This is a genomic window from Paraburkholderia graminis C4D1M (genome assembly GCF_000172415.1).
GTDB lineage: Bacteria > Pseudomonadota > Gammaproteobacteria > Burkholderiales > Burkholderiaceae > Paraburkholderia > Paraburkholderia graminis.
The window spans coordinates 97119-121894 of sequence record NZ_ABLD01000008.1 but is presented as its reverse complement, the minus strand read 5'-3'; the positions used below and the strand labels follow the sequence as shown (position 1 = coordinate 121894).

The following is a 24776-nucleotide window of genomic DNA, read 5'->3' as shown; positions in this document are numbered from 1 at the left end:
CCATTTCTGCGACAATCCGTTAACAGGAGAACCCGTTAACTGCGCGATGAAAAAACTTCCTCCAACTATTCGCGACGTCGCGGCTGCCGCGGGCGTATCGGTCGCAACCGTGTCCAAGTTCATGAACGGCGCGCAGCGCTTCTCGCCACCCGTGGAGGCGCGCCTCAAAGCGGCGATCGAAGATCTCGGCTACCGTTCGAATCCGCTTGCGCGATCCATGATTACGGGCCGCACACGCGCGATCGGATTGACGATTCTCGACATCAGCAATCCGCACTTCACTAACGTCGTGAAGGGCGCGAACCGCATTGCGCTGCGCCACGATTACACGCTGCTGCTCGTGGATACCGACGAAAACCAGGCGCGCGAAAAGCCGTTGATCGAAGCACTCGCGCAGCGCGTCGACGGGTTGATCATCAGCTCGCGCATGTCCGACAGCGAGTCGCAATGGCTGCTCGATCTCGACAAGCCGCTCGTGCTGTTGCGGCACAGCGAGACCCTGCCAATCCCGAGCGTGGGCATCGACAACCGGCTCGCAACCTACATGCTCGCGCGGCACCTGCTCAATCTCGGGCATCGTCAGATCGCTTATCTCGGCTTTGGGCAGGCACGCATCAACGACGAGCGCATTCGCGGCGCGCGCGATTGTCTCGAGGAAGCGGGTCTCACGCTCGACGTGTACGACGCGCATGCGCCCACTGCGCATGCCGGCGAACACGCGTGCTCGCGCGTGATGCTTGGACCGCACAGGCCGCAAGCGGTGATCTGCTACAACGACCTTATCGCGCTCGGCTTCATGAAAGAGGCGGCGTCGCTCGGCATCAAATTGCCGCAAGAGTTGTCGGTGACCGGCGTCGACAACGTTCCGTACGGCGAATATGCGGCCCCCGCGTTGACCACCGTCGATATTCAAAGCGAGAAGATGGGCGAACTCGCGATGCAAAAGCTGATCGATCAACTCGCGGGCCACGCGCAAACAGGGCATTCGATGTGCGAGCCGAGGCTCATCGTGCGTGAATCCACGGCGGCCTGCGGCTGACACATATCGCGCTTTCAACCCGTACTTCTCGCGCTTCTCGCGTTGTTGTTACGCTTCGAGTTTCGCCGGCGCCATACGCGGCGTCAGCAAGTGCATCACGCCAAACGCGACGAGATAGGCGAGCGCGCCGATAGCGAACAGTACCCAGTAGTGCCCCGTGCGTTGCAGTACCTGGCCGATCACTTCGGAGAACAGCACGCCGCCAATCGAACCGGCCATTCCGCCGATGCCCACCACCGCGCCGAGCGCGCGCTTCGGAAACAGGTCCGACGCCGTGGTGAACAGATTCGCGGACCAGCCCTGATGCGCTGCCGCCGCTAGGCCGACGATCGCAACCGCGCCCCACAGATTGTCGACCTGCGAGACGAACGCAATCGGCAGCACGCAGCACGCGCAGATCAACATCGCGGTCTTGCGCGCGGCGTTCACCGTCCACCCTGCGCGCAATAGTGCCGACGAAAGCCAGCCGCCGCCGATGCTGCCCACGGTCGTCATCGCGTAGATGCACACGAGGGGCAGGCCGATATGCTGCATGTCCATGCCGCGCGATTCGTTGAGCCACTTCGGCAGCCAGAACAGATAGAACCACCATACCGGGTCGGTCAGGAACTTGCCGATCAGGAACGCCCATGTCTGGCGCTTGCGGATCAATACGCCCCAACCAGGCGCACGCGCGTTCACGTTGGCGGCGTCGAGTGCTTCGACTTCGTCGCGTGCCTCGTCGAGATCGTCGTCGTGTGAGCGCGGTTCGGCCGAGCGGTAGAACGCGAACCATACGACGAGCCACAGCAAGCCCAGCGCGCCGATGATCACGAACGCCGCGCGCCAGCCGAACGCGAGCGCAAGCGGCGGAATGATCGCGGGCGCGAACACGGCGCCGATATTCGCGCCGGAGTTGAAGATGCCGGTTGCAAGCGCGCGCTCGCGTCGCGGAAACCATTCGGCGGTGGTCTTGATGGCGGCCGGGAAATTGCCGCCTTCGCCTATGCCGAGCAGCGCGCGGACCATCGCGAAGCCGGTGACCGAACCCACCGCCGCATGCAGCATTGCGGCCACGCTCCACACCAGCATGGCGAGCGCATACGAAATGCGCGTGCCGAGCCAGTCGACGATACGGCCGAAGCACAAAAGCCCCACTGCATAGAACGCGGAAAACGCGATCACGATGCGGCCGTACTGCACCTGTGTCCAGCCGATGTCGTGCTGCAGCAGCGGCGCGAGCAGCCCGAGAATCTGGCGGTCCATGTAGTTGATGACGGTCGCGAAGAACAGCAGTGCGCAGACCGTCCAGCGGTAGCGGCTGGCTGTACGGGCAAGACCGAGTACGGCAGTTTGCATGGATGTCTCCGTCGCACGGCTTCGCTCGTCGCGCCGCGCTTTTCTGTGCCGGGCGACGAGCGCCCGGGCCCGCGGCGCAGCACCCGGCGCAGTCGCGCGCGGTCAGCGATTTGGACCCAATTAGGAAAACGTTTTTCTAGAATAGAAGCTTTGCGGCCGCAATGCTAGTGCTGAGTTTACCTAGGGTTGTGCGCGACGGCGAAATGGTGCGACGATAGCGCCGTGCAATAGGTTAATCGTTTTCTCGAAGGTTGCCAGGAGCCGCCGAGCTCTATCCAACACTAATCAGGAGACAGACATGCGTTCCCCACGAAAGTCCATCGGCAGGTGTGCTGTGAGTACGTTGACGCTTCTTCTCATGTCGGCCTGCGGCAGCGGCACCGACGATGCGAACCAGCCGCCCGCGCCTACGCCCACGCCGACAGCCGCGCCGTCGCTGCATGCAATCGTTTATGGCGCGAGCGATACCAGTGTTCCGCGAGGAACCGATGTGCCCATTACGATGATGGGCCAGATGCGGGCGCTCTTCGATCTGATCAGGAAATCGCCGGACTTCACGCAGGTCGTGATGGATCTCGGCGACGGCACTCCGGTACACGTGCTCGACACCAACACGGGCGACAAATTCCTGCCCGGCAAACTCGCGCTCGGCCTTTCGTACATCCTGATCGATATGAAGGCGAAGGGCGATCCGAAATACGCGGACTATCTGGCGACCTACCAGAAGATCACCACCGCGATGATGGCGCAGCCGAGCGGCGGCAATTACACCTACGCCAATACCTCGTGGGGCGAATACTATTACCTGGTGGCGCTGAACAACTTCAAGGCGCACGGCATGCTCAATGAAGTATTCAGCGACACAATGCTGGCGACGCTGCAAAACCGTCTAACCTTCTGCGACATGTTCGGCGCGGATTCGAGCGGAAAGACGAATACATGTCCTGCGGCCGGCGTGCCGATCGACGTTGCATCGCTGAATACCGCGCAGAATTACTATGCTGTGTCGTACGGCATTGCTGGACTACGGCAGAAGCTCGGCTGGAGCAATCCGACGTTTTCGTCCGCCACCGACCCGGCCGTTGCCACGATGAACGCGCGCGACGCGTTGCTATACACGCTGACGAACCATATCCGCAACGATTCGTCGGGCGGCTTCTCCGACGAAGCATCGAACACGCACACGACCTATTACGACCAGGCGCGCTTCGACAGATACAGCACGTTGCTGATCGGCGAAGTAGTCGAGCGCACACTCGAAATGGGCAACGAAGCCAATCTCACGCCGGAATTGAAGGGCTATTTGAGGAAATCGGTCGATCTTATTCTTCCTCAATTGAACGCGGACGGCGAGGGCTTCAACTATGGACGGTCCATTGGTCCTTATGGCGATTCGGCATTCATGGAAGTTCTCACTGCCGCAGCCAATGCCGGCGTATTGACGCCGCAGGAAATGCAGATCGCCTATACGTTCATCTATAAGGCGGCTCGCCGCTATGAAACGTTCTGGTATGACCCGACGTTGCCGACTCCGTCGGTGAATATGTGGGTGAAAGGCCGCGGCACCGATACTTACCGCGGCAAGCCGCGCGTGATGGGTGAGAACTTCAGCCTGCTGCATCAGTACATGTATGTCGATGCGTGGTGGAGCAAACTGGGTTTCGGCGGCAAGGCGCCGATGGCCGATTCCGACTATCAGGCGTGGCTCGATGCAAGACCGCGCTATACGCTGACCTGGTACAACCAGCCCACCGATACCGCGCACCCGTACAGTGCGGCGCTTCTGACCGTGCGTGACGGCAATCGGGTTATCAATCTGAATCTGAGCCAGGCGCCCGACTACAATTCATTCACGCCGTATTACCCGGTTCCTTTCTCCGACAAACTTATCTATGGTACGACCGATCTCGGCTATGCATTGCTGATTCCGCAGGTGTCGTATAACGGCAAGACCTACATACCCGTCACCTACTATAAAAATCTCAACGTCACGGAGAGTAATGGTCAGGTGATCGTGTCGTTCGACACGGCGAAGTTCAGACAAGCCGCGAAGAACGCGGCGTTCTCGACCGACCTCGATTTGCAGGCGCATACGGTGCTCACATTCGGCCGGGGCACGCTGACGCGCACCGATACGCTGAGTTCGGCGACGCTGACCGGCAATGTGACGGTGGAAACCGACTTCACTTCATTCGCCGATTACCTGAGCACGACCGCCAACGGCGACGGCTTCTCGGTCAATTACGCCAATAACGCCAATAGCAATGCGACCGGCTACGGCACCACGGGTTTCGACAGTTGCGCGTTGTCGAACTTCGATACGACGGCGGGCGGCGCCACGAACCCCTTGTCGACGACGCCGATCGGCCAGCTGCACTCGAACTTCGCGTGCATGACGCAGCCGTTCACGATCAACGCCGGCAGTACCCGCACGTTCGGCTGGAGCCTGAAGTACAGCAGTTAGCGTTAGCGTTGTTCTTCGTTCGTCTTTGCTGCGGTTGCTCGATGATCGGATACGAGCGTCCGCAGCATCGACGGATCATCGGCAGGTTCACGATCCAGACGCCGCGATCGAACCATCTTGCGCATGGCCAGACGCGCCATCCTGACCCAGCCGGAAGGACGCGGATCGGCAAGCATGCTGAGCGCGCGCGCATAGTCGAGCGTGAGGCCGGGCGTCCACGCCATCGTCGCCGCGCGTTTGCGTATTTGCGCCGCAACCCATAGCTCCGGCGTCGTGATCACGCGAAGAAAAGGCCGCCACCCGCCGAGGCCGCCGACGCCACCGAGGCCGCCCCATACGCGTGTCGAAGCCCCTTCGATCGCCGCCTCGAGCGCGCGCGAGACACTGCTCGAACAGTTGCGGGACGTCAGGTTATACGTGGTGTCCTGCCGATACGCGTCCCAGAAGCGGCGCAAGCGGGCCGGATCGTAATTGCGTATGCGCACCTGAACCGTCGACGGACACCACGCCTTCGATTCCGTCGCATAGTCAGGCTGGAACACGCCGGGCACATCGTTCTCGCGCGTGGCACGCAAAAGCCGCGCGAAGTCATCCGGCGAACGATCGAATTCCACCGCGGGATAGAGGCTCACGTAAATGCCGTCAGGTGCTTCCAGCGCCGCGTGTCCGGTCGAGATCACGCCGTTGCGATCCACCGCCGCGATATATCGATCGACAATCGGCTGTCGCCGCGCCTCGCCTTTGGCCGATCCGACGGGGGTCCACACATGCACGGTGAGCGCGGCTTCGTCGGCGGCGGGCGGGCCGTCCCATTCGATGTTCGTCATCGCGGCCCGAGTCGCTGCATCGCTGTTGTCCGGTCGTTCGGCATCCGAATCGACTGCGGGATTCGACACGAGGCGCCGCACGCGCGTACTTAGCAACAAAAGATTCCAGCCGCCGAATATCAAACCGAGGCCGAGGCAATACGGTACGGTGCCGACATAATGCGTGGGGTACGGCTGATAGAAGAAGAGGGCCAACGCGATTTCCACGCCGCCGCCAATCGTTGCGAGCCGCCACGTACGGTAGCGCACGACATGTGCCGAGACGATCTGCAACAGGCCATCGGCGAGAAACAGCGTGCCGAAAATCATCGACAGCGCGAAGTGTCCATGATGATGACCCGCGAGAATCAGCGCGGCCGCCAGCGAGAACGCGATGCCCTTCGCATAGCGCAGCGTGCGCTGGCCGCCCATGCCGGTCCACGCGACCGCGAGTGTGGCGAGCCCTTCGAGCAGCAACAAAACCGCAAACGGCGTGATCGGAAAATAGAGCGCGCCGTCGAGCGCGTCGATGAACACGACGATGCCGAGCAGCAGGCTAGCCGCGCCCATCATCCTGAGCGAGCGCCAACGCGTGCGCAGGTAATCGACGCCGAGCAGAATCATGACCAGACGAACCATAACGAATCCTCCTTGATGCGTTCAGTTTGCACCGGCACCGACGCGCGTGATGTCCTGTTCGCACTCTAAAGGCGAGCCGTTCGGCGACGATGCAGTTTCATGTCGGCGGCTGGCGGCGATCGATCGATGTTGAAGAGCGGCAGCGCGGATGCGCTCGGCCATGAGCGCATCCAATGGCGTGTACACGACCATGCCGAGATCCGGCCGGCCATCGACGGCGAATAGCGAATATTCCATTTCGACCTGCCCGAGCGTGGGATGCAGCAGGCGCTTTACGTTCTCGCCGTCACCGTGACCCAGCACCTGGTTTTCGCGCCACATGCGGTCGAAGTCCGCGTTGGCGCGGCGCAGATCGTCGACGAGTTCGCCCACTTCGGAAGCGAGCCCTGCGCGCGCCACGTCGGCGCGGAATGTTCCGACCACGAAGCGCGCGACGCTTTCCCAGTCGTGCTGTTTCGCGCGAACGGCCGGGTCGCCGAACAGGAAACGCAGGATGTTGCGCTGGCCGGCCGGCAGCCTGCCGTAGTCGGTCAGCACGACCGCGGCGGCCGCATTCCACGCGACCACGTCCCATGTCGCCGTCTTGATGATCGAGGGGCTCGCGTCGAGCGAATCGAGCACGCGCTGCAACCGCGGGTTCACACCGTCGACGCCGCGATAGCGCACCTCGGGCGGCCTCCCGAGACCCAGCATGAAAACGTGTTCGCGCTCGGTATCGGTGAGCATCAGCGCCGCGCAGATGCGCTCGAGCACATGCGCGGACGGCGCGCCGCCGCGGCCCTGTTCGAGCCAGGTGTACCAGGTGGAACTGATGTGGGCAAGCTGGGCGACTTCCTCACGGCGCAGTCCAGGCGTGCGCCTACGGCCCGAAAAGCCGAAGCTCGCCGGGTCCAGACGCGTGCGGCGGCTGCGCAAAAAGTCACCGAGGGTTTGAGCGTCGTTCACTGACATGCTGAGCCTGTTAGTCCTTTTACCGGGATAACGTCACTACTTAAACAGGATAGCGGATGAACGCATAGTACAGGGATGACTACCTAAGGAGGCATTGCCATGCGAATCTTTGTGACGGGCGCAACGGGCTTCATCGGCTCGGCGTTGGTGCCCGAACTTATCGAGGCCGGTCATCAGGTGATCGGCATGACGCGCTCCGATGCGGGCGCGCAGGCGCTGCGCGCCGCGGGCGCCGACGTTCATCGCGGTACGCTTGAAGACGTCGACAGCGTGCGCGGCGGCGTCACGAACGCGGACGCCGTCATCCATCTCGCATTCGACCACGACTTTTCGCGCTTCGCGGCGAACTGCGAGAAGGACGCACGCGTGATCGAAGCGCTCGGATCGGCGCTGGCCGGTTCCGATCGTCCGTTGCTCGTCACGTCGGGCACGGGCGCGGGCAGCCGCGACGACGGGCAGCCCGCCACGGAGGATGTGTTCAACACGGCGCACCCGAATCCGCGACTCGCAACGGAGCTGGCGAGTAACGTTCTGCTGGAGGCAGGCGTGAATGTCTCGGTGATGCGCCTGCCGCAAGTGCACAACCCGTTCCGGCAAGGGCTGATCACGCCGCTTATCCAGATTGCGCGCGAGAAGGGGGTTTGCGCGTATGTCGACGAGGGCCGTAATCGCTGGCCCGCGGGACATCTATCGGACGTCGTGAAGCTGTACCGGCTCGCGATCGAAAGGGCAGAGCGCGGCGCGCGCTATCACGCGGTCGGCGAGGAGGGGGTGAGCGCGCGGGAGATCGCGGAGGCGTTGGGCCGTGGCCTGAAGCTGCCGGTCGTTTCGATCGCGCGCGAGCAGACGCAGGCGTATTTCGGATGGATGGCGATCTTCGCGGCGCTCGATATGCTCGCGTCGAGTGCTCTGACACAGGCACGTTTGGGCTGGCAACCGGCGGGCCCGACGCTGATCGCCGATCTCGACGAAGCACGTTACGCCGATGATGTGCCGGCGTGACTCAACCGTTCGACACGCTGACGAGCTTCTGACTGTGTTCGCCCGTCCAGCGCTTCACCGTCCCCGCGTCGATATCGAATAGATCGAGCACGCGTCCCAGCGTGTGATCGATCATCGACTGCAAACTGTCGGGCCGCGCGTAAAACGCCGGCACCGGCGGATAGATGATCGCGCCGGTTTCCGTCGCCGCGGTCATATTGCGCAGATGCCCGAGATGCAGCGGCGTCTCGCGCACCATCAACACGACGCGTTTGCGTTCCTTCAGCATCACATCCGCGGCGCGAGACAGCAACGAACCCGTGTTGCCCGTCGCGATCTCCGCGAGCGTTTTCATCGAACACGGCGCGACGATCATGCCGTCGACGCGAAACGAGCCGCTCGAAATCGCCGCGCCAATATCGGCATTGGGATAGTGCTCGAAAGCCAGCGCCTGAACGTCGGCCGCGCGCAAGTCGGTTTCGTAGGCGAGCGTCATTTGCGCCGAGCGGCTCATCACCAGATGAGTCTCCACGTCGAGCTCGCGCAGCATCTCGAGCAGCCTCACGCCATAGACAACGCCGGAAGCGCCGCTGATTCCCACCACGATACGTTTGCGTCGGTCCATGTTCGTCGTCTCTTGTCGATCCGCTGCGCGGCGGGTTCGTAGGTTCGTATGTTCGTCCGTCTCCGCACTCAGGTTGCATGACATGGCCCCTGTCGTTCAAACGAAATCTGTTCATGACTCGCATGAGGGCTTTTCATTGTCCGCGGATGAAATCCGTTCATGACGTACATGAGAAATCAGCGTTTGCGAGGGGAGGTCGTTGTGCGTCAGTCTGCGCTCACCGTCGTTCCCCTTGATCATTCACCGGACAACCATGAAAACTTTCCCCTCGTTCCAGACCCACTTGCAGGCCCTCGAGGAAAAGGGCCTTGTCGTTCACGTACACCGCGAAATCAACAAGGACACCGAACTCCATCCGCTCGTGCGCTGGCAATTACGCGGCGGCATTCCCGAGTCGGATCGAAAGGCGTTCGTGTTTCATAACGTCGTCGACAGCAAAGGACGCCGCTACGAGTTGCCCGTCGTGGTCGGCGCGTTGTCGATCAATCGCGAGGTCTACTCGATCGGCATGGGCGTGCCCGTCGATCAGATCGGCAAAAAGTGGCAGCAGGCGAAGGGCAATCCGATCGCGCCCGTTCTCGTGAACGAAGCGCCGTGCCAGGAAGTGTGTTTTATCGGCGATGAACTCGATGTCGACGGTCAAGGTCTCGAACATCTGCCGATTCCCATTTCGACGCCGGGCTTCGACAACGCGCCGTACACAACGTGCTCGCAGTACGTTTCCGTCGATCCGGAAAACGGCATTCAGAACATGGGCACGTATCGCGGACAGATCAAGGGTAAGCGCCGCGTCGGTTGCAATCCGTCGATCGAAATGGGGCAAGGCATCTATCAGCATTGGCTCAAGTACAAGGCGATGGGCAAGCCGATGCCTGCCGCGCTCGTGATCGGCGGCCATCCGGCCGTGTCGTTCTGCTCGGTCCAGAAGCTGCCGATCGACGTGGACGAACTCGGCGTGGCCGGCGCGATTCTCGGCGAACCGCTGCGCGTGGTGAAGTGCAGGACCAACGATCTACTCGTGCCCGCCGACGCTGAAATCGTGATCGAAGGATTCGTTCCGACGGACACACTGGAACCGGAAGGGCCTTTCGGCGAATCGCACGGTCACGTGAATTTGCAGGAATTCAATCCGTACATGAACGTCACGGCGATTACGCGACGCAAGAACGCGCATCTCGTGTCGATCATCAGCCAGGTCACGCCGAGCGAAAGTTCGCTCGTCAAGAAAGTCGCGTTTGAACCGCTGTTTCTCGACCATCTGAAGAATTCGCTGCGTATCGCAAGCGTCGAAAAGGTCGTGATGCACGAGCCGCTGACCAATCTGCGCAAGCTCGTGATCGTGGTGTTCAGCGAGAAGGCAACCGAAACCGAAATATGGCGCGCGCTGATGGGCGCGGCGTCGCTGCAACCGGCTGTCGGCAAGCTGGTCGTTGCCGTGAGCAACGACATCAACCCCGAAAACAGCGATGCGATCTTCTGGTCGATGAGCTACCGGATGAACGCGATCAAGGACGTGCAGATCCTGCACGGCCGCGATACGGGACACGGACCGCGCACGTCGGGCGCGCAACGCGGCGACGATGCGGTTGACGGCGTGATCCTGATGAACGCGACACGCAAGGAAAAGCTGCCGCCGCTTTCGCTGCCGACGCGCGAGTACATGGAAAACGCGAAAGCGATCTGGGAAGAACTCGGGCTGCCGCCGCTGCGTCCGGAATGGCCGTGGTACGGCGTCTCGATGGGCGACTGGGACGAGCGCAACGAAGCGATGGCGCAGCGCGCCGTGAAGAGCGAGTACTTCGAAACGGGCGAGGAACAGACGCGTCAACGCGTCGGGCCTGAGTGGATCAATAAGGATTCCGACTGGTTCTTCGCCGAAAAGAAAGACATCTAACGCGCCGCGGATAGCGGCCACCATATCAATAGAACGACATCGATGGAGGAGATATGCACGACAAAGGAGAAGCAGTTCCGGCTGTACGAATGAGTATGTTGACGCGCTCGCTCGCGGCATTCACGTTGCTTGGGCTGTCGAGCGGCGCGGCGCATGCGCAAAGCAGCGTCACGTTATACGGTTCGCTCGACGGCGGCTTGCGCAATCTCGTGAACGGCACGAAGGCGGGCGGCGCGGCGTTGACGATGGCGTCGAACGGCGTCTACAACTCCAACCGCTGGGGCCTGGAGGGCAAGGAAGATCTGGGCGGCGGCTACTATGCGCGCTTCAATCTGGAAGCAGGCTTCGTGCTGTCGACCGGCGCGAATAACAACACCAACAACCAGATCTTCCAGCGCACGTCGACGGTTGGAATAGGCGGGCCATTCGGGCAGGTCGATATTGGGCGGCAATTCACGCTCCAGCATTTTCTGATCAAGGACTTCGAGCCGTTCGACTTCCATTACCTCGGCATTACGGAATCGACGGCGGTGTCGGGCGGCAACACCGGACGCGACGATAACGACATCAACTATCGCGGCCTTTTCGGGCCGTGGGTGGTTCGCGGCGAATATGCGCTGGGCGGCGTGCCGGGCAGCGCCGCACACGGCTCGACGCTCGCCGGCGGCCTGAACTATCGGGGCAAGACGATCAAGCTGGGCGCGGGCTATACGCACAAGTCCAATCCGTTGGCGGCGACGTCGAGCGAATACTTCAGCAATGACCAGTACACGGCAGGCGGCACGGTGAGCGTGGGCCCTGTCGATGTGATGGCCGGTTACTCGCTCGATTTGCAGGACACGCCCGCTTCGGCGCGCAGCATGACGCGCAATCAGTACTTGTGGGGCGGTTTGCGTTATCAGGCGACGCCGTTCTTCAGCGTGACTGCCGCGTATTACGACAACAAGAACAAGACGGGCGGCGTGGACGGCAGAAAAGACGTGGCGATTCTCGGCATTGACTATCTGCTCTCCAAGCGCACGGAGCTTTATGCGGACATCGACTATACGCATTTCACCGGCGTTTATGTCACTAACGCAACGTTGAACGCGTCGGGTCACGCGAAACAGACGGGTATCTCGTTCGGTATGAATCACTGGTTCTAGCCGTAGCTTCTACTGCATCTCAACTCACGCAAAAAAAACCGGTTGGAAGCCTTCAGGCTCCAACCGGTTTTTTTTTGCTTGAACAATCAGTGTTCAGTGATCGTCGAGCGACCCTTGCGCATTGAAGTGCGCGCGAATCGTCTTCGTGTGATGCAGAAATGCCGGCGTTGCCATCACCTCAAGGGAACGCGGACGCGGCAAATCGATGTCGTAAATCGCGGCAATCGAGCCCGGCCGTTCCGACATCACCAGTACGCGGTCCGACAGGAATACCGCTTCAGGAATGCTGTGCGTGATGAGCAGCACGGTTTTCTTCGATTCGAGCCAGATGCGCTGCAATTCCATGTTCATGCTCTCGCGCGTCATTGCGTCGAGTGCGCCGAAAGGTTCGTCCATCAGCAGAACGGACGGCTCGTGCAAGAGCGCGCGGCAGATCGACACGCGCTGCTGCATGCCGCCGGAAAGTTGCCACGGATACTTTTGCTCGAAGCCTTCGAGACCGGCCATGCTGATTAGCTGCATTGCCTTCTCGCGTGCTTCGCGCCTCGGCATGCGGCGCATCTCCGCCTGTAACAGGATGTTGTCGAGCACGTTGCGCCACGCGAGCAGCACGGCGCTCTGGAACACGATGCCCACATTCTTTTGCGGACCGCGAATCGGCTCGCCGGACAACGTCATCGTTCCCGACGAGATCGCTTCGAGTCCGGCGACCATCTTCAGCAACGTGCTTTTGCCGCATCCGGACGGCCCCACGATCGAAACGAACTCCTGCTCGCGGATGTCGAAATCGAGCGGTTTCAGCGCTTCCATCATGCCTTGCGCGCTGCGATAACTCTTGGTCACGCCGCGCAGTTCTATCAGCGATCTGGCGGGCGCGGGCGCGGAAAAAGACCGGTGATGCTTGTCGTCGAGCTTGAGTACGGTGGTCATAGCGGGGCGGGTTTCGGGTGAACGGAAAGGAACGACGCGGCGGCGCTAGTGCGGCTCATGGAACGAATGCGCCGGTGTAGTACTTCGCGGGCACGTTCGCCGACGGATCGAGCTTGCTGTACTGCACGATCGCGGCCACGGAGTCGTCGATGTTCTTCGCGCTGACGTGGAAGATCGGCGCCTTCTCGGTTTCGGGCGTGCGGTAGAACGGGATCGTCGCCTGCAGCGTGCGGATCATCGTGTCGCGCGAACCGGCGGCGGGCAGCGTCTTGAGTAGCGCATCGACCGCGGCGGCCGGGTCTTTCTCGCTGTCGTTCACGGACTTCGCCGTCGCGCGCATGAAGCGTTTGAGCAGATCGGCATGGTCCTTGATCATGTCGTCGCGCGCGATGATGCTAAGCGTCGCCACGTTCACGTTGTAGTCGGCAAACAGGATCGCGCGCGCAGGCTTCTTCGTGGCCTGCTCGACGGAGATCAGCGGGATCGTCGCGAAGCCGACCAGCAGATCCGCCTGACCCGTAATGACCGCATTGATCGTGGTCTGCGGATTGCCGGTGATGGTCTTGAAGTCGGAGTCCTTCAGGCCGACCTTGTTCATGAACATCGTCCATAGCTGCGACGACGCGTCGCCGGGCGCAACCGCAACCGTTTTTCCCTTGATGTCCTGCGGCGTTTTGATGTTCTTGTCCGCGAGGCCGACCACGGAGGTCGGATTTTCCTGCATCAGCACGCCGATCGCTTTCACGGGTGCGCCCATCGCGGCGACCTTGACCATCGTGCTGAAGTCCGCGTAGCCAATGTCCACGTTGTGCGTCGCGACGGCCTGCACGGTCGGGCCCGAGCCGTGTCCTTCCATCAGCTTGAGATCGATGCCTTCGGCGTCGTAGTAGCCCTTCACCTTGCCGAGATAAAACGGTGCGACCGCGCCGTTGACCGTGTAGTTGAGCATCAATGTCAGCGAGTCTTTCGCGTAAGCGGCGTGGCTCGTGCAACAAACCGCTGCAAACGCGAGCGCGGCTGCCATGCGCGTCGGCTTTCGTGACTTCATGGTGTCTCCTTCCTGTGGCCCCATCTGAAATGGGTGCTGTCTGCTTCTTGATGTGGGGTAGTCAAAGCGAATGCGGTGGAACCGCGCGAACGCCGCGAACGCCGCGAGCGCCGCGAACGCGTTAAGCGCGTCCAAGCAGCCGCGAGCGATGCGACGCATGCCACGGAATCGCGATGCGCTCCAGCATGTCGATGGCGACGAACAGCAGCGCGCCGATCACCGACAGCACGACCAGCGCCGAGAAGATCAGCGGCTGGTCGAAGTTGCCGTTTGCACGTTGCAGCACGAAGCCGAGTCCCGAATTCGCGCCGACGAATTCGCCGACCACCGCGCCGACGACAGCGAGCGTGATCGACACCTTCATGCTTGCGAAGATCGACGGAAGCGCGTGCGGCAGGCTGATCTTGAAGAACGTTTTCACCGGCGAACTGCCCATCGACTTCGCCAGATCGGTCAGATCCTTCTCGACCGATTTGAAACCCATCACCGTCGATACGACCACCGGAAAGAAGCCAAGCAGGAACGCAACGAGTATGCGCGGAAAGAGTCCGAAGCCGAACCAGACCACAAAAAGCGGCGCAATCGCCACTTTCGGAATGCTCTGCGAAAACACGACGAGCGGGTACAGGTAGCTCTCGATCAGCGGCGACGCGGCGACCAGCATCGCGATCGGCACGCCGATCAGCACCGAAAGCGCGAAGCCGCCGAGCGTCGCGTACAGCGTCGGCAACGATTCTTCCAGCAGCATCGACCATTGCGCCGCGATCTGATGAAGGATCGCTTCGGGCGTCGGCACCAGATACGGCGGAATCTTGAAGATGCGTATCACGAGATCCCACGCAAGCACGATGACCACGATAAGCAGCAGCGGACGGACCCACTGCGAACTCAGGACTTTCCTGGTGAAGTTCACGGCATTCGACCTTTATGGTTGAGAAGCGGAAGAGCGGGAAGAACTGGAAGAGACCGCGCGCGGACATGCGCCGGCATGCTCTGGCAGCAAGATTGACCGCCAGCCATGCGCCGGGCAAACGCTAATTGTTCATGCCGCATATGAGAGAAATTCATCCGCTGCGTGCGGCGGCGCGATGCGCAATAACGAAACGCGCATCGTCGTCGATGCGATGGAACGTCCGTTCGCAAGCGATGAATTGTTTTCATGCTTTACATGAAAGATCGTCGTTTGCCGGTCCAACGGCGAGCCCGCAATATCCGGCTGAGGGCTCGATGACCCGAACTCGAACGCATTCGACAGCCAGTGGAGCACGCAATGAATCAACCGATCAGTCCCGATGTCGTGTCGTCGCACGTTACCGTGCGTGACGGCACGCAAATCGGCTACACCCTCTACGGCGCAAAAGACAACACGGTGCGCGTGGTGCTCGTGCATTCGCTCGCGATGGACCGTCACTTCTGGGCGCCTGTCGTCGAGCGGCTGTTGCCGCGTGTTTCTGTGCTCGCCATCGATGCGCGCGGTCACGGCGCGTCCGGCAAGCCGGCTGGTCCGTACACGGTGTCGCTGTTTGCGCAGGACGTCTACGACGTGCTGCGCGCGACGGACTTTCGCAATGTGCTGATCGCGGGCGCGTCGATGGGCGGCTGCGTCGCGCTGCAATTCGCGGCCACATGTCCTGATGCGATCGGCGCGGGCTTGATCGACACGACCGCGTGGTACGGCGAGACGGCGCCGCAGGACTGGGACGCGCGCGCCCAGAAGGCCGAGACCGGCGGCCTTGCGCCGCTGGTCGAGTTTCAGACCACGCGCTGGTTCAGCGACGCGTTTCGCGCCGCGCATCCGCAAGTGGTGCAACGTTGCGTGGACACCTTCCTGCGCAACGACGTTGCCGCATTCGCCGCCACCGGCCGCATGCTCGGTTCGTTCGACGGCCGCGCGCTGATGGCGAAGGTGAAAGTGCCGACGTGCGTGATCGTCGGTGAAGAGGACTATGCGGCGACGCCCGCGATGGCGCGCGCGTTGCACGCGGGCATCGCCGGATCGACCTTCACCGAGATCCCGAAGGCGCGTCATCTGACGCCGCTGGAAACGCCCGACATCGTCGCGCGCGAACTGCACGCGCTGCTCGATCGCGCAGGCTGCGCCCGCTAGATGCACAAGAAACCTGCAACGAATACGCGCAACAAGGAGTGCCTGGATGATTCCGTTTGAGCTCGCGAAGCCACGGTCGCTGAAGGAAGCGATTGCGCTGCTGGACCCGGAAGACCCGGATATTCGCCCGGTGGGCGGCGGCACCGCGGTGATGTTGATGATGAAGGCCGGCGTGCTGCGGCCGACGCGGCTCGTCAGTTTGCGCGATATCGAGCCGCACTATGCGCAGGTTCGCCTGGACGACAACGGCGAGTTGCGTATCGGCGGATTGACGCGGCTCGCGACGCTCGAGCATTCGCCGGTCGTGAAGGAGGGATGGCCGCTCATCGCCCGCACGTTGCGCACGCTGTCGAATGTGCGGGTGCGCAATGTGGCGACCATCGGCGGCAACCTCGGTCACGCCGATCCTCATATGGATATGCCGCCGGTGCTGAGCGCGCTCGGCGCACGCGTGACGATCACGGGTCCGCACGGCGAACGCACGGTGCCCGTCGAGCAATTGTGCACGGGCTATTACGAAACGGTGCTCGCTCGCGATGAACTCATCTCCGAAGTGATCGTGCCGCCGCAAGCCGGCCGGCCCGCTGCGTACATGAAGGTCACGACCCGCGCGGCGCATGACTGGCCTGCGCTCGGCGTGGCTGTCGTGCTCGATATAGAGGGGCCGCGCATCGGCCGCGCGAGCGTGATTGTCGGCGCGGCGACGGACCGGCCGACACGGCTCACGCACGCCGAGGCGCTGCTTCGCGGCGCGGCGCCCGACGACGCGATTCTGCGTGAAGCGGGCGAAGCGGCTGCGGCGCAACTGGATATCGTCGGCGATCCTCATGGGTCCGCGAGTTACAAGAAGCAACTGCTGAAGGTCTATCTGGGCCGCGCGGTGCGCACGGCGCTGGCCGCCGCGAGCGGACGCGCCGCTCAATTCGGGGATCATGCGTAATGAAGATCGACAAGGCGCTGGAAGAACAGCCAGCACAAAAGCAGGTGGGCCGCGCATTGAACCGGCTCGAAGCGCGCTCGAAAGTGACGGGCCGCGCGGAGTACATTCATAACCTCGTGCTGCCGCGCATGCTGTACGGCAAGATTTTTCGCAGCACGATGGCGCACGCAAGGATTGTCAGCATCGACACGAGCGCCGCGCGTGAAATGGAGGGCGTATTCGCCGTGTATACCGGCGAGGATATTCGCAAGGTGATTCCCGAGCCTTACTATGGCCCGGCGTTTCACGACCAGCCGATTCTCGCGCTGGATAAAGTGCGCTACATCGGCGAGCCGGTTGCTGTCGTGCTCGCGGCCGATCCGCATATCGCAGAAGAGGCAACGCATCTGATCATGGCCGAATACGAGGAATTGCCGGCCGTGTTCAACGAAGTCGAGGCTGCGCAATCGGATGTACTCGTGCACGACTTCCTGCGCCCAGCGGGTACGTTCCCGGACCTGAAGCATCTTGCCGGACGCAAAGGCACCAATGTCGCGCTCGATTTCCAGTTGCGGCGCGGCGACGTGGAGGCGGCCTTCGCAAGCGCCGCGCATGTATTCGACGACACGTTCACCACGCAGCAGGTGATGCACACGCCGCTCGAGCCGATGGTCTCGCTTGCCGAGCCGGATATGGGCACGGGAATGCTGACGGTGCATACGGCGTCGCAGAGCCCGTCGTTCGTGCGCATCGAAATCGCGCGTCTGCTGGGCTGGGACGAGAACCGCGTGCGCGTGAAGTCGGCGCTGCTCGGCGGCGGCTTCGGCGCGAAGCTGTATATCAAGCTCGAAGCACTCGTCGTCGCGCTGGCGCTGCTGTCGCGGCGCAACGTGAAAATCTCGCTGACAATGGAAGAGCAGTTCTTCACGATCACCAAGCACGCCACCACGTTCCGCATGAAAACGGCGGTGAACGAAGAAGGCCGCATTACCGCGCGCAAATGCGAGGTCTGGTGGAACGGCGGCGCGTATGCCGATATCGGGCCGCGCGTCACGCAGAAGTCGGGCTTTACCGCTTCGGGTCCATACGACATCGAGAACGTGTGGATCGATTCGTATCAGGTCTATACGAATCTGCCGCCTGCGGGCGCCTTTCGCGGCTTCGGCATTCCGCAGATGGTGTGGGCTTACGAGAGCCACGCCGATATGATTTCGCGCGCGCTTCGTATCGATCCGCTCGAATTCCGCCGCCGCAATATTCTGCGCGAAGGGCGTCCGCATGCAACCGGCACGCCGATGCACGACGCGGCGATCGGTCTCGTGCTCGAACGCGTCGCGCAGCGAATGAACTGGGCGGCACCGTTCGAGCACGGCACAGGCACGCTGCGGCGCGGCCGCGGAATCGGCGTCGGTTTCAAGGCGCTGGTGGCGCCCACCACGTCGATGGCGATGGTGAGCCTCGCGGGCGACGGCAGTTGCACGGTTTATTCGAGCACGGTCGACATGGGCCAGGCGTCGGAAACCGCGATTGCGCTGATGGCCGGTGAAGTGCTCGGCATTCCCGCCGAACGCATCCGCGTGATGCGGCCCGATACGGACGTGACGCCCTACGACATGGCGACGCTCGGCTCGCGCTCGACATTCCACATGGGACACGCGGTGCGTCTCGCCGCTGAAGACGTGAACCGCAAACTCACCGAACTCGCCGATGAACTTGGCGTGCCGGCCGCGCCCGCGAGCCGAGCGGGCGAACTGCTGCGGCGCAAGTACGGCATGCAGGCGGGCAACATCGTCGGCATAGGCAGCTTTATTCCGCCGTACAAGTCGCCGGAACACGAGACCGGGCAGTCGGAGAACATCACACCGAACTGGATGGTGGGCGGCTGCGGCGTCGAAGTCGAAGTGGATACGGAGACGGGCCACTTCAAGCTGTTGCGCTTCGAGCATGTGGTGGATTGCGGCACGCCGATCAATCCGAAGGTGGTCGACACGCAGATCTCCGGCGCGGCCATCATGCAGCTCGGCATTTCGCTGTTCGAGCGCATGGAGTTCGACGAGGTCGGGCAGCTTCGCAATGCGTCGTTCGCCGAGTACAAGATTCCGGGCATCCACGATATTCCGCCGGTCATCGGGCGCGAGACTGTCGACTCGGTGCAGAGCAACGGGCCGTTCGGCGCGAAAGGCGTCGGCGAGAGTTCGACATTCGGCGTCGCGTCGGCGATTGCCGAGGCCATCGAAGACGCGGTCGGCGTGCGTCTGAAGTCGCTGCCGCTCACGCCCGAGCGTGTGTACCGTGCGTTGTGCGCCGCGCGCAATGAACCGCTATCCGAGGAATAAACATGAGCGCTACTTCCATCAACATTCAATTCACGCTGAACGGCGAGCGCGTGAGCGCCGAGGTCGAACCGCATCACACGATTCTCGACGTGCTGCGTCAGCAGTTCGCGCTATATGGCGCCCGCGAAAGCTGCGGTCAGGGCTTGTGCGGATGCTGCACGGTGATCGTCAACGGCGAGAGCGTGTCGGGCTGTCTCTATCTCGCCGCAATGGCCGACGGCGGCGAGGTCAGCACGATCGAAAACCTGGACGCCAATGGAGAGCTCGATCCGGTGCAGCAGGCGTTCATCGAGTGCGGCGCGTTTCAATGCGGCTTTTGCACGTCAGGCTTCATACTGATGAGCCGCCAGTTGCTCGACCGCAATCCGGACCCGAGCGAAGCCGAGATCCGTAATTTCCTGTCGGGCAATCTTTGCCGTTGCGCCGCGTATCCGGAGATCATCGAGGCCGTCAAGCTCGCCGCGCAAATGCGCAAGTCGAAGGCGACGGTGGCCGTCGTGGCCGCGTAGCGCGCCTGCAAACAACGGCAAATCAACGCAGTGACGCGCGTCTGAAGAACAACAGACGGCATGGCGCGCGATAACGACATCGAGGAGACAGTCGATGCAGCACCCTCTGGAGGAAAGCTCCGGCAGCGGCACGCGCGGCAGCCTGGGCGGCGAGCCGCGGGTCGCCCTGGACGACGCAACCCATGCCGTCTGGTATCGCTCGATCAACCGCCAGCAATGGAGCGCATTGATCGCGTCCAATCTCGGCTGGTTCTTCGACGGCTACGAAACTTACGCACTGGTTCTGACCGTGGGCGGCGCGCTCGGCCAGTTGCTGCCGGCGTCGGGCCACGCGCAGATTCCGTTCTACGCGGGACTCGTGATCGCGTTGACGCTGCTCGGCTGGGGCATCGGCGGATTGATCGGCGGCATTCTGACCGACTATATCGGCCGCAAACGGATGATGATGTTCGCGATTCTCGCGTATTCGCTGACCACCGGTTTGAGCGCGCTGTCGTGGGACTGGACATCGTTCGCGGCGCTGCGCTTCATCGTCGGTCTCGCGATGGGATCGGAGTGGGCGACGGGCACCGCAATGACTGCGGAAATCTGGCCGGACCGGCATCGCGGCAAAGGCGCGGGGCTCATGCAGTGCGGCCTCGGCACGGGCTTTTTCGTCGCGTCGCTGATATGGCTTTTCATGAGCGGCGCAGGCGAGCATGCATGGCGCTACATGTATCTGATCGGCGTGCTGCCCGGTCTCGCGACGCTGTGGATGCGCGCGGGCATTCCCGAGTCCGAGCAATGGCAGCGCGTGAACACGGAGCGCAAGGCGACGCTCGCGCGCAGGAAGTCGGGCGTGACGCTCGACGCGCGCGAACAGTCGCTCGCGCGCTTTACGCTCGTCGATCTGCTGGCCGATGCGAAGCTGCGCCGCCGCACGTGGATTGCCGTGCTGATGTCGCTCAGCACGACGCTCGGCTGGTGGGGCATCTCGACGTGGGTGCCGCCCTACATCGGTTCGGTCGCGGCGCATGCCGGGCTTTCTGCGGCCTCGTGGGCGAGCTTTGCCGGCATGGCCTACAACGTCGGCGCGATCAGCGGTTATATTGGCCTCGGCTTTCTCGCCGACGCCTATGGCCGCAAGCGCATCACCTGTCTATTCTTCGCGATGGCGTTCGTGCTGACGCCGGTGCTCTTCATGTGGACGCATGATGTCGGCCTGCTGCTGGCGGTCGCCTGCGTGGCAGGCTTTTTCAGCCTCGGTCAATATACGTGGATGCCCACGTGGCTGCCCGAGCTTTATCCGACGCGCGTGCGCGGCACCGCTATCGCGCTGTGCTTCAATGTTCCGCGCTTTCTTGCGTGGACGGGGCCGCTCGTCGCCGGCACACTGATCACCCGCTTCGGCGGCTACGGTCATGCGGCGGTCATAGTCGGCTTCATCTATCTGGTCGGCCTCGCGCTCGCGCCGTGGCTGCCGGAAACGCGCGGCCAACCCTTACCAGAAGAGGTTTGAACCATGAATTTCATTTTCACCGACAATGCGCCGTCTCCGGGCGGCCACTATTCGCAGGCCGTGCAGGCGGGTGGCTTCACGTTCGTCTCGGGCATGCTGCCGGGCCCCGGCGTGGCCACCGACGGCCCCGACAACTTCGAGCGCCAGGTGCGCGCCACGCTCGCTCATTGCGAGCAGGTGCTGGCCGCGGCGGGCTGCGCGCTGACCGACGTCGTGCAATGCACCGCGTACATCGTCGATGTAAAGAACTGGCCGGAGTTCAACCGGCTCTACGCGGAGTATTTCGGCGCTCACAAGCCGGCGCGCGCGGTGGTGCCGGTGCCCGAGCTGCATCATGGCTTTCTCGTCGAGTTGCAGATGGTCGCGCATCGCGGCGCATAAACGCGCTGCTTTACGGAGGACACGATGGACAGCATCGACGTGAGCGTGCTGCGCAATGCCGTCGACTGGCTCGCGCCGGGCCGCCGCGTCGTACCCGTCACGGTGACGCGCACGTGGGGTTCGAGTCCGCGCCCCGTCGGCGCGATGCTCGCGATGCGCGACGACGACCTACTCCTGGTCTTGATCCGCTTCCGGCAACTGCGGCCCTGAGCTGACGATCCCCCACCATTGCTGACGCAGTGCGTCGCGCAAGATTTTGCCGCGCGCGCTGCGCGGCAGCGCTGCAACCGGATAGATATTCATCGGCATCTTTTCGCGCGGCAGATGCCGCCGGCAATGCGCACGCAGCGCCTCCACGTTCGGCGCCATGTCCGGCTGCAGCACCACGAAGCAGACCGTTTCCTGTCCATACACCGGGTCGGGCACACCGAGCGCCGCGACGTCCTGCACATGAGGATGCGTACGCATCACATCCTCTATCTCCTGCGGCACGATCTTCACGCCACCACGAATGATGAGATCGTCCATGCGAGCCGCCATGCGCACGAAGCCGTCCGTGTCGCGTGCGGCGATATCCCGCGTGAAGAGCGGCGCGCCGCGAATCGGCAGCAGCGAGCCGTCTTGCTGAAGCACGCCGAGCGCGAGCTTGTCACCGTCGACGACAACCTGGCCTTCGACGCCGGCAGCGCACGGCATACCGTCGGCGTCCACGATCCCGAAGCGGATATGCGCGGCCGGATAACCGACCGTTCCGAGCTTGCGATGCTCGAGCCGGTTGCCGCACATCCATCCCGCTTCCGACGACCCATACAGGTTGAGGATGCGAATGCCGTAGCGCTTTTCGAAGCGCATCCATTGAACGGGCGATAGCGGCGCTGTGCTGCAGGTCATCGCGCGCAGCGACGAGAACGTTTCGGCGCTCACCTCGAGCGGTGCTTCGAGAAGCATGTTGAGCACCGTGGGCACGCCCGCGCAAACGGTAATGCGCTGATCGCGGATCCAGTCGCCGAAGCTGCTGCGCGAAAAGCGGCGCGCGACGCATAGTGTCGAACCGAGTTGCAGAAACGGAATGAAGCTCAGTATCTGCGCCGAGTACCAGTCGAACGAACGGTATTCGAGCATGCGGTCGTCGCGGCTCGAACCGAGCAGGTCGATACTGTCGAGGCCGTTGAGCCAGTACGACTGGTGATCGTAGACGACGATCTTCGGAATGCCTGTCGTGCCCGACGTGCAGCACATCGACGCAATGTCGCGATGCGTGCATACGGTTGCGCCGTCGGGCAGCGGCGTGCCGTCGTGCGCGCCTGCTTCGAGCGAGATGATGTCGCCATAGCAGCCGATGTTCTCGCGGCCGGCCGAGGCCCACGAAGCGAAGCGCACGACCTGCACGTTCGCTGCGGCGACGGCGGTGTCGGCGGGGTCCACGGCGTCGACGGGAAACACGATCAGCTTCGGCCTGATTGTGTCGAGCAACTGCCGTGCGATCTTTACGCCGACGAAGGGCACGTCGAGCGGACACACGATTGCACCGAGCCGCCACGCGCCGAGCCACAGCAGCAGCTTGTCGGGCGCATCGCAGTCGGCGAGCACGACGCGCGTGCCTCTCGTCACGCCACGCCGCGCGAATTGTCTGGCGATCGTCTCGACCGATTGCGCGAGTTGCTCGAAGCTCATGCTCACGCGCCGCTCGACATCGACGATGGCAGGCTTGTTGGGCGTCGCGCGCCGATGCTGTTCGAGCAGGGCCGCGACAGTGCGAAAAGGCGGATCGTTCGTGGGCGGATGCGTGCTGACCATGAGCTCAGCAGGGCTCGGGCACGGAAGGCGAGGCGGCCTCGCATTGCGCCGCGGTCTCGCCGCGATCGCGGTTTTCGCCGAGCCGCGCGAGCGCCCATTCACGGAAGGCTTCCACTTTCTTCGTGCGTGCCTTGTCGGTCGGCGACGAAACGAAATACGCGGAATTCGACGGCACACGCACGTCGAACGGCGCCACGAGTTTGCCGCTCGCCAGATCGCCGTTCACAAGCGGCGTGCGGCCGATTGCAATGCCGACGCCGTCCACGGCCGCCGCGAGCGACGTGAGCTGCAAATGGAAAACGGATTCGCCGGCGAATTCGACGGGCTCATGCACGGCCGCTTCGAGCCACGCGGGCCAATCGTCCTGATACATCGAATAAAAGTACGTGCGAATCTGCCGCATGCGTGCGAGCACTTCCGCGACCGATCCGAACTTGCCCGCTTCTTCGAGCACCGCGGGCGAGCACACGGGGAAAAACTCCTCGCCATGCAGACGGTCCGAGCGCGCCGACGCCCAGCGCCCGGAGCCGTAACGGATCGCGACGTCGTAGCTGTTGCGATCGAACTCGTTAAACGTCGAACTGGTTGCGACGTGCACGGTGATGTCCGGATGAGCACGCTGGAATTCGGGCAGCGCGGGGATCAGGCATTTGACTGCGTAGGTGGGCAGGCACGTCACCGTGAGCACGGTGCTGGGCTTTTTCTTGCGCGCGTGCGCCGTGGCGATGGACAGCAGATTGATCGCCTCATGCACCGAATCGAGATACTCGCGTGCCGCCGGCGTGAGTGTGAGCACGTTTCGGCGCCGCACGAAAAGCTTGACTTCGAGCCGGTCTTCGAGCGTCTTGATCTGGTGGCTGATGGCCGTCTGCGTCAACTCGAGTTCCTGTGCCGCGCGGGTGAAGCTCAAATGCCGCGAGGCAGCTTCGAATGCGAGCAGGCTCTGAAGCGAAGGGATATAGGGTCTCATCTGTTGTCAGCGCAATGCAGGAACGCCTGGGTAGTGGATCTTAGCGGGTTTCATCGGCGCGCGAGGCGCCTCGCACGGGCGCGGGAATACGTGTCGGCGGCCCTGCGGAAAGCCGCCCCGCGAAAAGCCGCCCTGCGGAAGGCCGCCCTGCGGAGAGCCGCCCCGCGGAAGGCCGCCCCGCGGAAAGCCGCACCGATGCCTGGATGATCGGCTGGTTACGGACCCCGAGGAAATGAAACTTTTTCATGCAGGCATGAGAAAAGTTAGTTTGCGCGCGTGGAAAGCGCTCATGCACTCTTGGTCCGGTCGAGCGAAGCGTCGTCTATCGGCGCACATTAATCAATCGTTACAAACCCGGAACGTCAATGTGCCGGGCCGCGCGCGAAGAACCGAAACGTT

The 24776-nt window shown here is 62.6% G+C and carries 21 protein-coding genes and 1 pseudogene; 12 read left to right on the top strand and 10 right to left on the bottom strand.

The window, feature by feature from the left end:
* The first annotated feature begins 46 nt into the window (after nt 1-46).
* On the top strand, nt 47-1039 hold the full coding sequence (locus BGRAMDRAFT_RS15995) for a LacI family DNA-binding transcriptional regulator (protein ID WP_006049824.1): 993 nt from the start codon (nt 47-49) through the stop codon (nt 1037-1039).
* A gap of 48 nt (nt 1040-1087) precedes the next feature.
* Here the strand turns inward: BGRAMDRAFT_RS15995 and BGRAMDRAFT_RS15990 are convergent, their stop codons facing one another.
* Nucleotides 1088-2377 carry an MFS transporter gene (locus BGRAMDRAFT_RS15990; protein WP_006049823.1) on the bottom strand — a complete coding sequence of 430 codons (1290 nt, stop codon included), beginning with the start codon at nt 2375-2377 and terminating at the stop codon, nt 1088-1090.
* A gap of 298 nt (nt 2378-2675) precedes the next feature.
* Here BGRAMDRAFT_RS15990 and BGRAMDRAFT_RS15985 point away from each other — a divergent pair, with 298 nt between their 5' ends.
* Nucleotides 2676-4841, top strand: coding sequence for a hypothetical protein (locus BGRAMDRAFT_RS15985; RefSeq protein WP_006049822.1), 2166 nt, complete (start codon nt 2676-2678; stop codon nt 4839-4841).
* 2 nt (nt 4842-4843) lie between these two features.
* Here BGRAMDRAFT_RS15985 and BGRAMDRAFT_RS15980 read toward each other — a convergent pair whose 3' ends face one another.
* Nucleotides 4844-6286, bottom strand: a complete 1443-nt coding sequence (locus BGRAMDRAFT_RS15980; RefSeq protein ID WP_006049821.1) for an HdeD family acid-resistance protein — start codon at nt 6284-6286, stop codon at nt 4844-4846.
* 21 nt (nt 6287-6307) lie between these two features.
* A complete protein-coding gene (locus BGRAMDRAFT_RS15975) occupies nt 6308-7237 on the bottom strand; it encodes a helix-turn-helix transcriptional regulator (protein WP_006049820.1) in 930 nt (309 codons plus the stop codon).
* 99 nt (nt 7238-7336) lie between these two features.
* Here BGRAMDRAFT_RS15975 and BGRAMDRAFT_RS15970 point away from each other — a divergent pair, with 99 nt between their 5' ends.
* Nucleotides 7337-8239 carry an SDR family oxidoreductase gene (locus BGRAMDRAFT_RS15970; protein WP_006049819.1) on the top strand — a complete coding sequence of 301 codons (903 nt, stop codon included), beginning with the start codon at nt 7337-7339 and terminating at the stop codon, nt 8237-8239.
* A gap of 1 nt (nt 8240) precedes the next feature.
* On the opposite strand, the gene BGRAMDRAFT_RS15965 is transcribed toward BGRAMDRAFT_RS15970, so the two are convergent.
* Nucleotides 8241-8843 (bottom strand): UbiX family flavin prenyltransferase, encoded by a 603-nt coding sequence (locus BGRAMDRAFT_RS15965; RefSeq protein WP_006049818.1) that lies wholly within the window; start codon nt 8841-8843, stop codon nt 8241-8243.
* 253 nt (nt 8844-9096) lie between these two features.
* On the opposite strand from BGRAMDRAFT_RS15965, the gene BGRAMDRAFT_RS15960 reads away from it, so the two are divergent.
* Both BGRAMDRAFT_RS15960 and BGRAMDRAFT_RS15955 read left to right on the top strand, forming a co-directional pair.
* A complete protein-coding gene (locus tag BGRAMDRAFT_RS15960; RefSeq protein WP_006049817.1) occupies nt 9097-10737 on the top strand; it encodes a UbiD family decarboxylase in 1641 nt (546 codons plus the stop codon).
* A gap of 89 nt (nt 10738-10826) precedes the next feature.
* On the top strand, nt 10827-11882 hold the full coding sequence (locus tag BGRAMDRAFT_RS15955) for a porin (RefSeq protein WP_232292278.1): 1056 nt from the start codon (nt 10827-10829) through the stop codon (nt 11880-11882).
* 93 nt (nt 11883-11975) lie between these two features.
* Here the strand turns inward: BGRAMDRAFT_RS15955 and BGRAMDRAFT_RS15950 are convergent, their stop codons facing one another.
* From BGRAMDRAFT_RS15950 to BGRAMDRAFT_RS15940, 3 genes are all read right to left on the bottom strand, one after another.
* Nucleotides 11976-12812 carry an ABC transporter ATP-binding protein gene (locus BGRAMDRAFT_RS15950; RefSeq protein ID WP_006049815.1) on the bottom strand — a complete coding sequence of 279 codons (837 nt, stop codon included), beginning with the start codon at nt 12810-12812 and terminating at the stop codon, nt 11976-11978.
* A gap of 55 nt (nt 12813-12867) precedes the next feature.
* The gene (locus BGRAMDRAFT_RS15945) at nt 12868-13860 is read right to left on the bottom strand and encodes an ABC transporter substrate-binding protein (RefSeq protein WP_006049814.1); all 993 of its coding nucleotides are present in this window, start codon (nt 13858-13860) and stop codon (nt 12868-12870) included.
* Between the two features lie 121 nt (nt 13861-13981).
* Nucleotides 13982-14773, bottom strand: a complete 792-nt coding sequence (locus BGRAMDRAFT_RS15940; protein WP_006049813.1) for an ABC transporter permease — start codon at nt 14771-14773, stop codon at nt 13982-13984.
* A gap of 357 nt (nt 14774-15130) precedes the next feature.
* On the opposite strand from BGRAMDRAFT_RS15940, the gene BGRAMDRAFT_RS15930 reads away from it, so the two are divergent.
* The 7 genes and pseudogenes from BGRAMDRAFT_RS15930 to BGRAMDRAFT_RS15900 form a co-directional block, all read left to right on the top strand.
* Nucleotides 15131-15967: an alpha/beta fold hydrolase gene (locus BGRAMDRAFT_RS15930; RefSeq protein WP_006049812.1), complete on the top strand. Its 837-nt coding sequence runs from the start codon at nt 15131-15133 to the stop codon at nt 15965-15967.
* 46 nt (nt 15968-16013) lie between these two features.
* Nucleotides 16014-16907, top strand: a complete 894-nt coding sequence (locus BGRAMDRAFT_RS15925) for an FAD binding domain-containing protein (protein ID WP_006049811.1) — start codon at nt 16014-16016, stop codon at nt 16905-16907.
* Nucleotides 16907-19222, top strand: coding sequence for a xanthine dehydrogenase family protein molybdopterin-binding subunit (locus BGRAMDRAFT_RS15920; protein ID WP_006049810.1), 2316 nt, complete (start codon nt 16907-16909; stop codon nt 19220-19222). Before BGRAMDRAFT_RS15925 ends, BGRAMDRAFT_RS15920 begins: the two co-directional genes overlap by 1 nt.
* Nucleotides 19223-19224: 2 nt before the next feature.
* Nucleotides 19225-19731 carry a (2Fe-2S)-binding protein gene (locus BGRAMDRAFT_RS15915; protein WP_006049809.1) on the top strand — a complete coding sequence of 169 codons (507 nt, stop codon included), beginning with the start codon at nt 19225-19227 and terminating at the stop codon, nt 19729-19731.
* Between the two features lie 94 nt (nt 19732-19825).
* Complete coding sequence (locus tag BGRAMDRAFT_RS15910; RefSeq protein WP_006049808.1) at nt 19826-21229, top strand: MFS transporter; 1404 nt, start codon at nt 19826-19828, stop codon at nt 21227-21229.
* A gap of 3 nt (nt 21230-21232) precedes the next feature.
* On the top strand, nt 21233-21610 hold the full coding sequence (locus tag BGRAMDRAFT_RS15905) for a RidA family protein (RefSeq protein WP_006049807.1): 378 nt from the start codon (nt 21233-21235) through the stop codon (nt 21608-21610).
* Between the two features lie 24 nt (nt 21611-21634).
* Nucleotides 21635-21787 (top strand): annotated as a pseudogene (locus BGRAMDRAFT_RS15900) (XdhC family protein); the annotation flags it as partial.
* Here the strand turns inward: BGRAMDRAFT_RS15900 and BGRAMDRAFT_RS15895 are convergent.
* Genes BGRAMDRAFT_RS15895 through BGRAMDRAFT_RS36120 form a run of 3 tightly spaced genes read right to left on the bottom strand, consistent with a single transcriptional unit; the run spans nt 21779 to nt 24574 of the window.
* Entirely contained in the window at nt 21779-23407 is a 1629-nt protein-coding gene (locus BGRAMDRAFT_RS15895) for a class I adenylate-forming enzyme family protein (RefSeq protein ID WP_006049805.1), read from the bottom strand. The pseudogene BGRAMDRAFT_RS15900 and the gene BGRAMDRAFT_RS15895 overlap by 9 nt on opposite strands.
* A gap of 4 nt (nt 23408-23411) precedes the next feature.
* A complete protein-coding gene (locus tag BGRAMDRAFT_RS15890) occupies nt 23412-24377 on the bottom strand; it encodes a LysR substrate-binding domain-containing protein (RefSeq protein ID WP_006049804.1) in 966 nt (321 codons plus the stop codon).
* 50 nt (nt 24378-24427) lie between these two features.
* Nucleotides 24428-24574, bottom strand: coding sequence for a pentapeptide repeat-containing protein (locus BGRAMDRAFT_RS36120; RefSeq protein WP_157140627.1), 147 nt, complete (start codon nt 24572-24574; stop codon nt 24428-24430).
* Nucleotides 24575-24776: the final 202 nt, after the last annotated feature.

Bases quoted from the DNA above. Each gene is read 5' to 3' on its own strand.
- BGRAMDRAFT_RS15995 (WP_006049824.1), top strand. From the start codon at position 47: ATGAAAAAACTTCCTCCAACTATTCGCGACGTCGCGGCTGCCGCGGGC.
- BGRAMDRAFT_RS15990 (WP_006049823.1), bottom strand. From the start codon at position 2,377: ATGCAAACTGCCGTACTCGGTCTTGCCCGTACAGCCAGCCGCTACCGC.
- BGRAMDRAFT_RS15985 (WP_006049822.1), top strand. From the start codon at position 2,676: ATGCGTTCCCCACGAAAGTCCATCGGCAGGTGTGCTGTGAGTACGTTG.
- BGRAMDRAFT_RS15980 (WP_006049821.1), bottom strand. From the start codon at position 6,286: ATGGTTCGTCTGGTCATGATTCTGCTCGGCGTCGATTACCTGCGCACG.
- BGRAMDRAFT_RS15975 (WP_006049820.1), bottom strand. From the start codon at position 7,237: ATGTCAGTGAACGACGCTCAAACCCTCGGTGACTTTTTGCGCAGCCGC.
- BGRAMDRAFT_RS15970 (WP_006049819.1), top strand. From the start codon at position 7,337: ATGCGAATCTTTGTGACGGGCGCAACGGGCTTCATCGGCTCGGCGTTG.
- BGRAMDRAFT_RS15965 (WP_006049818.1), bottom strand. From the start codon at position 8,843: ATGGACCGACGCAAACGTATCGTGGTGGGAATCAGCGGCGCTTCCGGC.
- BGRAMDRAFT_RS15960 (WP_006049817.1), top strand. From the start codon at position 9,097: ATGAAAACTTTCCCCTCGTTCCAGACCCACTTGCAGGCCCTCGAGGAA.
- BGRAMDRAFT_RS15955 (WP_232292278.1), top strand. From the start codon at position 10,827: ATGAGTATGTTGACGCGCTCGCTCGCGGCATTCACGTTGCTTGGGCTG.
- BGRAMDRAFT_RS15950 (WP_006049815.1), bottom strand. From the start codon at position 12,812: ATGACCACCGTACTCAAGCTCGACGACAAGCATCACCGGTCTTTTTCC.
- BGRAMDRAFT_RS15945 (WP_006049814.1), bottom strand. From the start codon at position 13,860: ATGAAGTCACGAAAGCCGACGCGCATGGCAGCCGCGCTCGCGTTTGCA.
- BGRAMDRAFT_RS15930 (WP_006049812.1), top strand. From the start codon at position 15,131: ATGAATCAACCGATCAGTCCCGATGTCGTGTCGTCGCACGTTACCGTG.
- BGRAMDRAFT_RS15925 (WP_006049811.1), top strand. From the start codon at position 16,014: ATGATTCCGTTTGAGCTCGCGAAGCCACGGTCGCTGAAGGAAGCGATT.
- BGRAMDRAFT_RS15920 (WP_006049810.1), top strand. From the start codon at position 16,907: ATGAAGATCGACAAGGCGCTGGAAGAACAGCCAGCACAAAAGCAGGTG.
- BGRAMDRAFT_RS15915 (WP_006049809.1), top strand. From the start codon at position 19,225: ATGAGCGCTACTTCCATCAACATTCAATTCACGCTGAACGGCGAGCGC.
- BGRAMDRAFT_RS15910 (WP_006049808.1), top strand. From the start codon at position 19,826: ATGCAGCACCCTCTGGAGGAAAGCTCCGGCAGCGGCACGCGCGGCAGC.
- BGRAMDRAFT_RS15905 (WP_006049807.1), top strand. From the start codon at position 21,233: ATGAATTTCATTTTCACCGACAATGCGCCGTCTCCGGGCGGCCACTAT.
- BGRAMDRAFT_RS15895 (WP_006049805.1), bottom strand. From the start codon at position 23,407: ATGGTCAGCACGCATCCGCCCACGAACGATCCGCCTTTTCGCACTGTC.
- BGRAMDRAFT_RS15890 (WP_006049804.1), bottom strand. From the start codon at position 24,377: ATGAGACCCTATATCCCTTCGCTTCAGAGCCTGCTCGCATTCGAAGCT.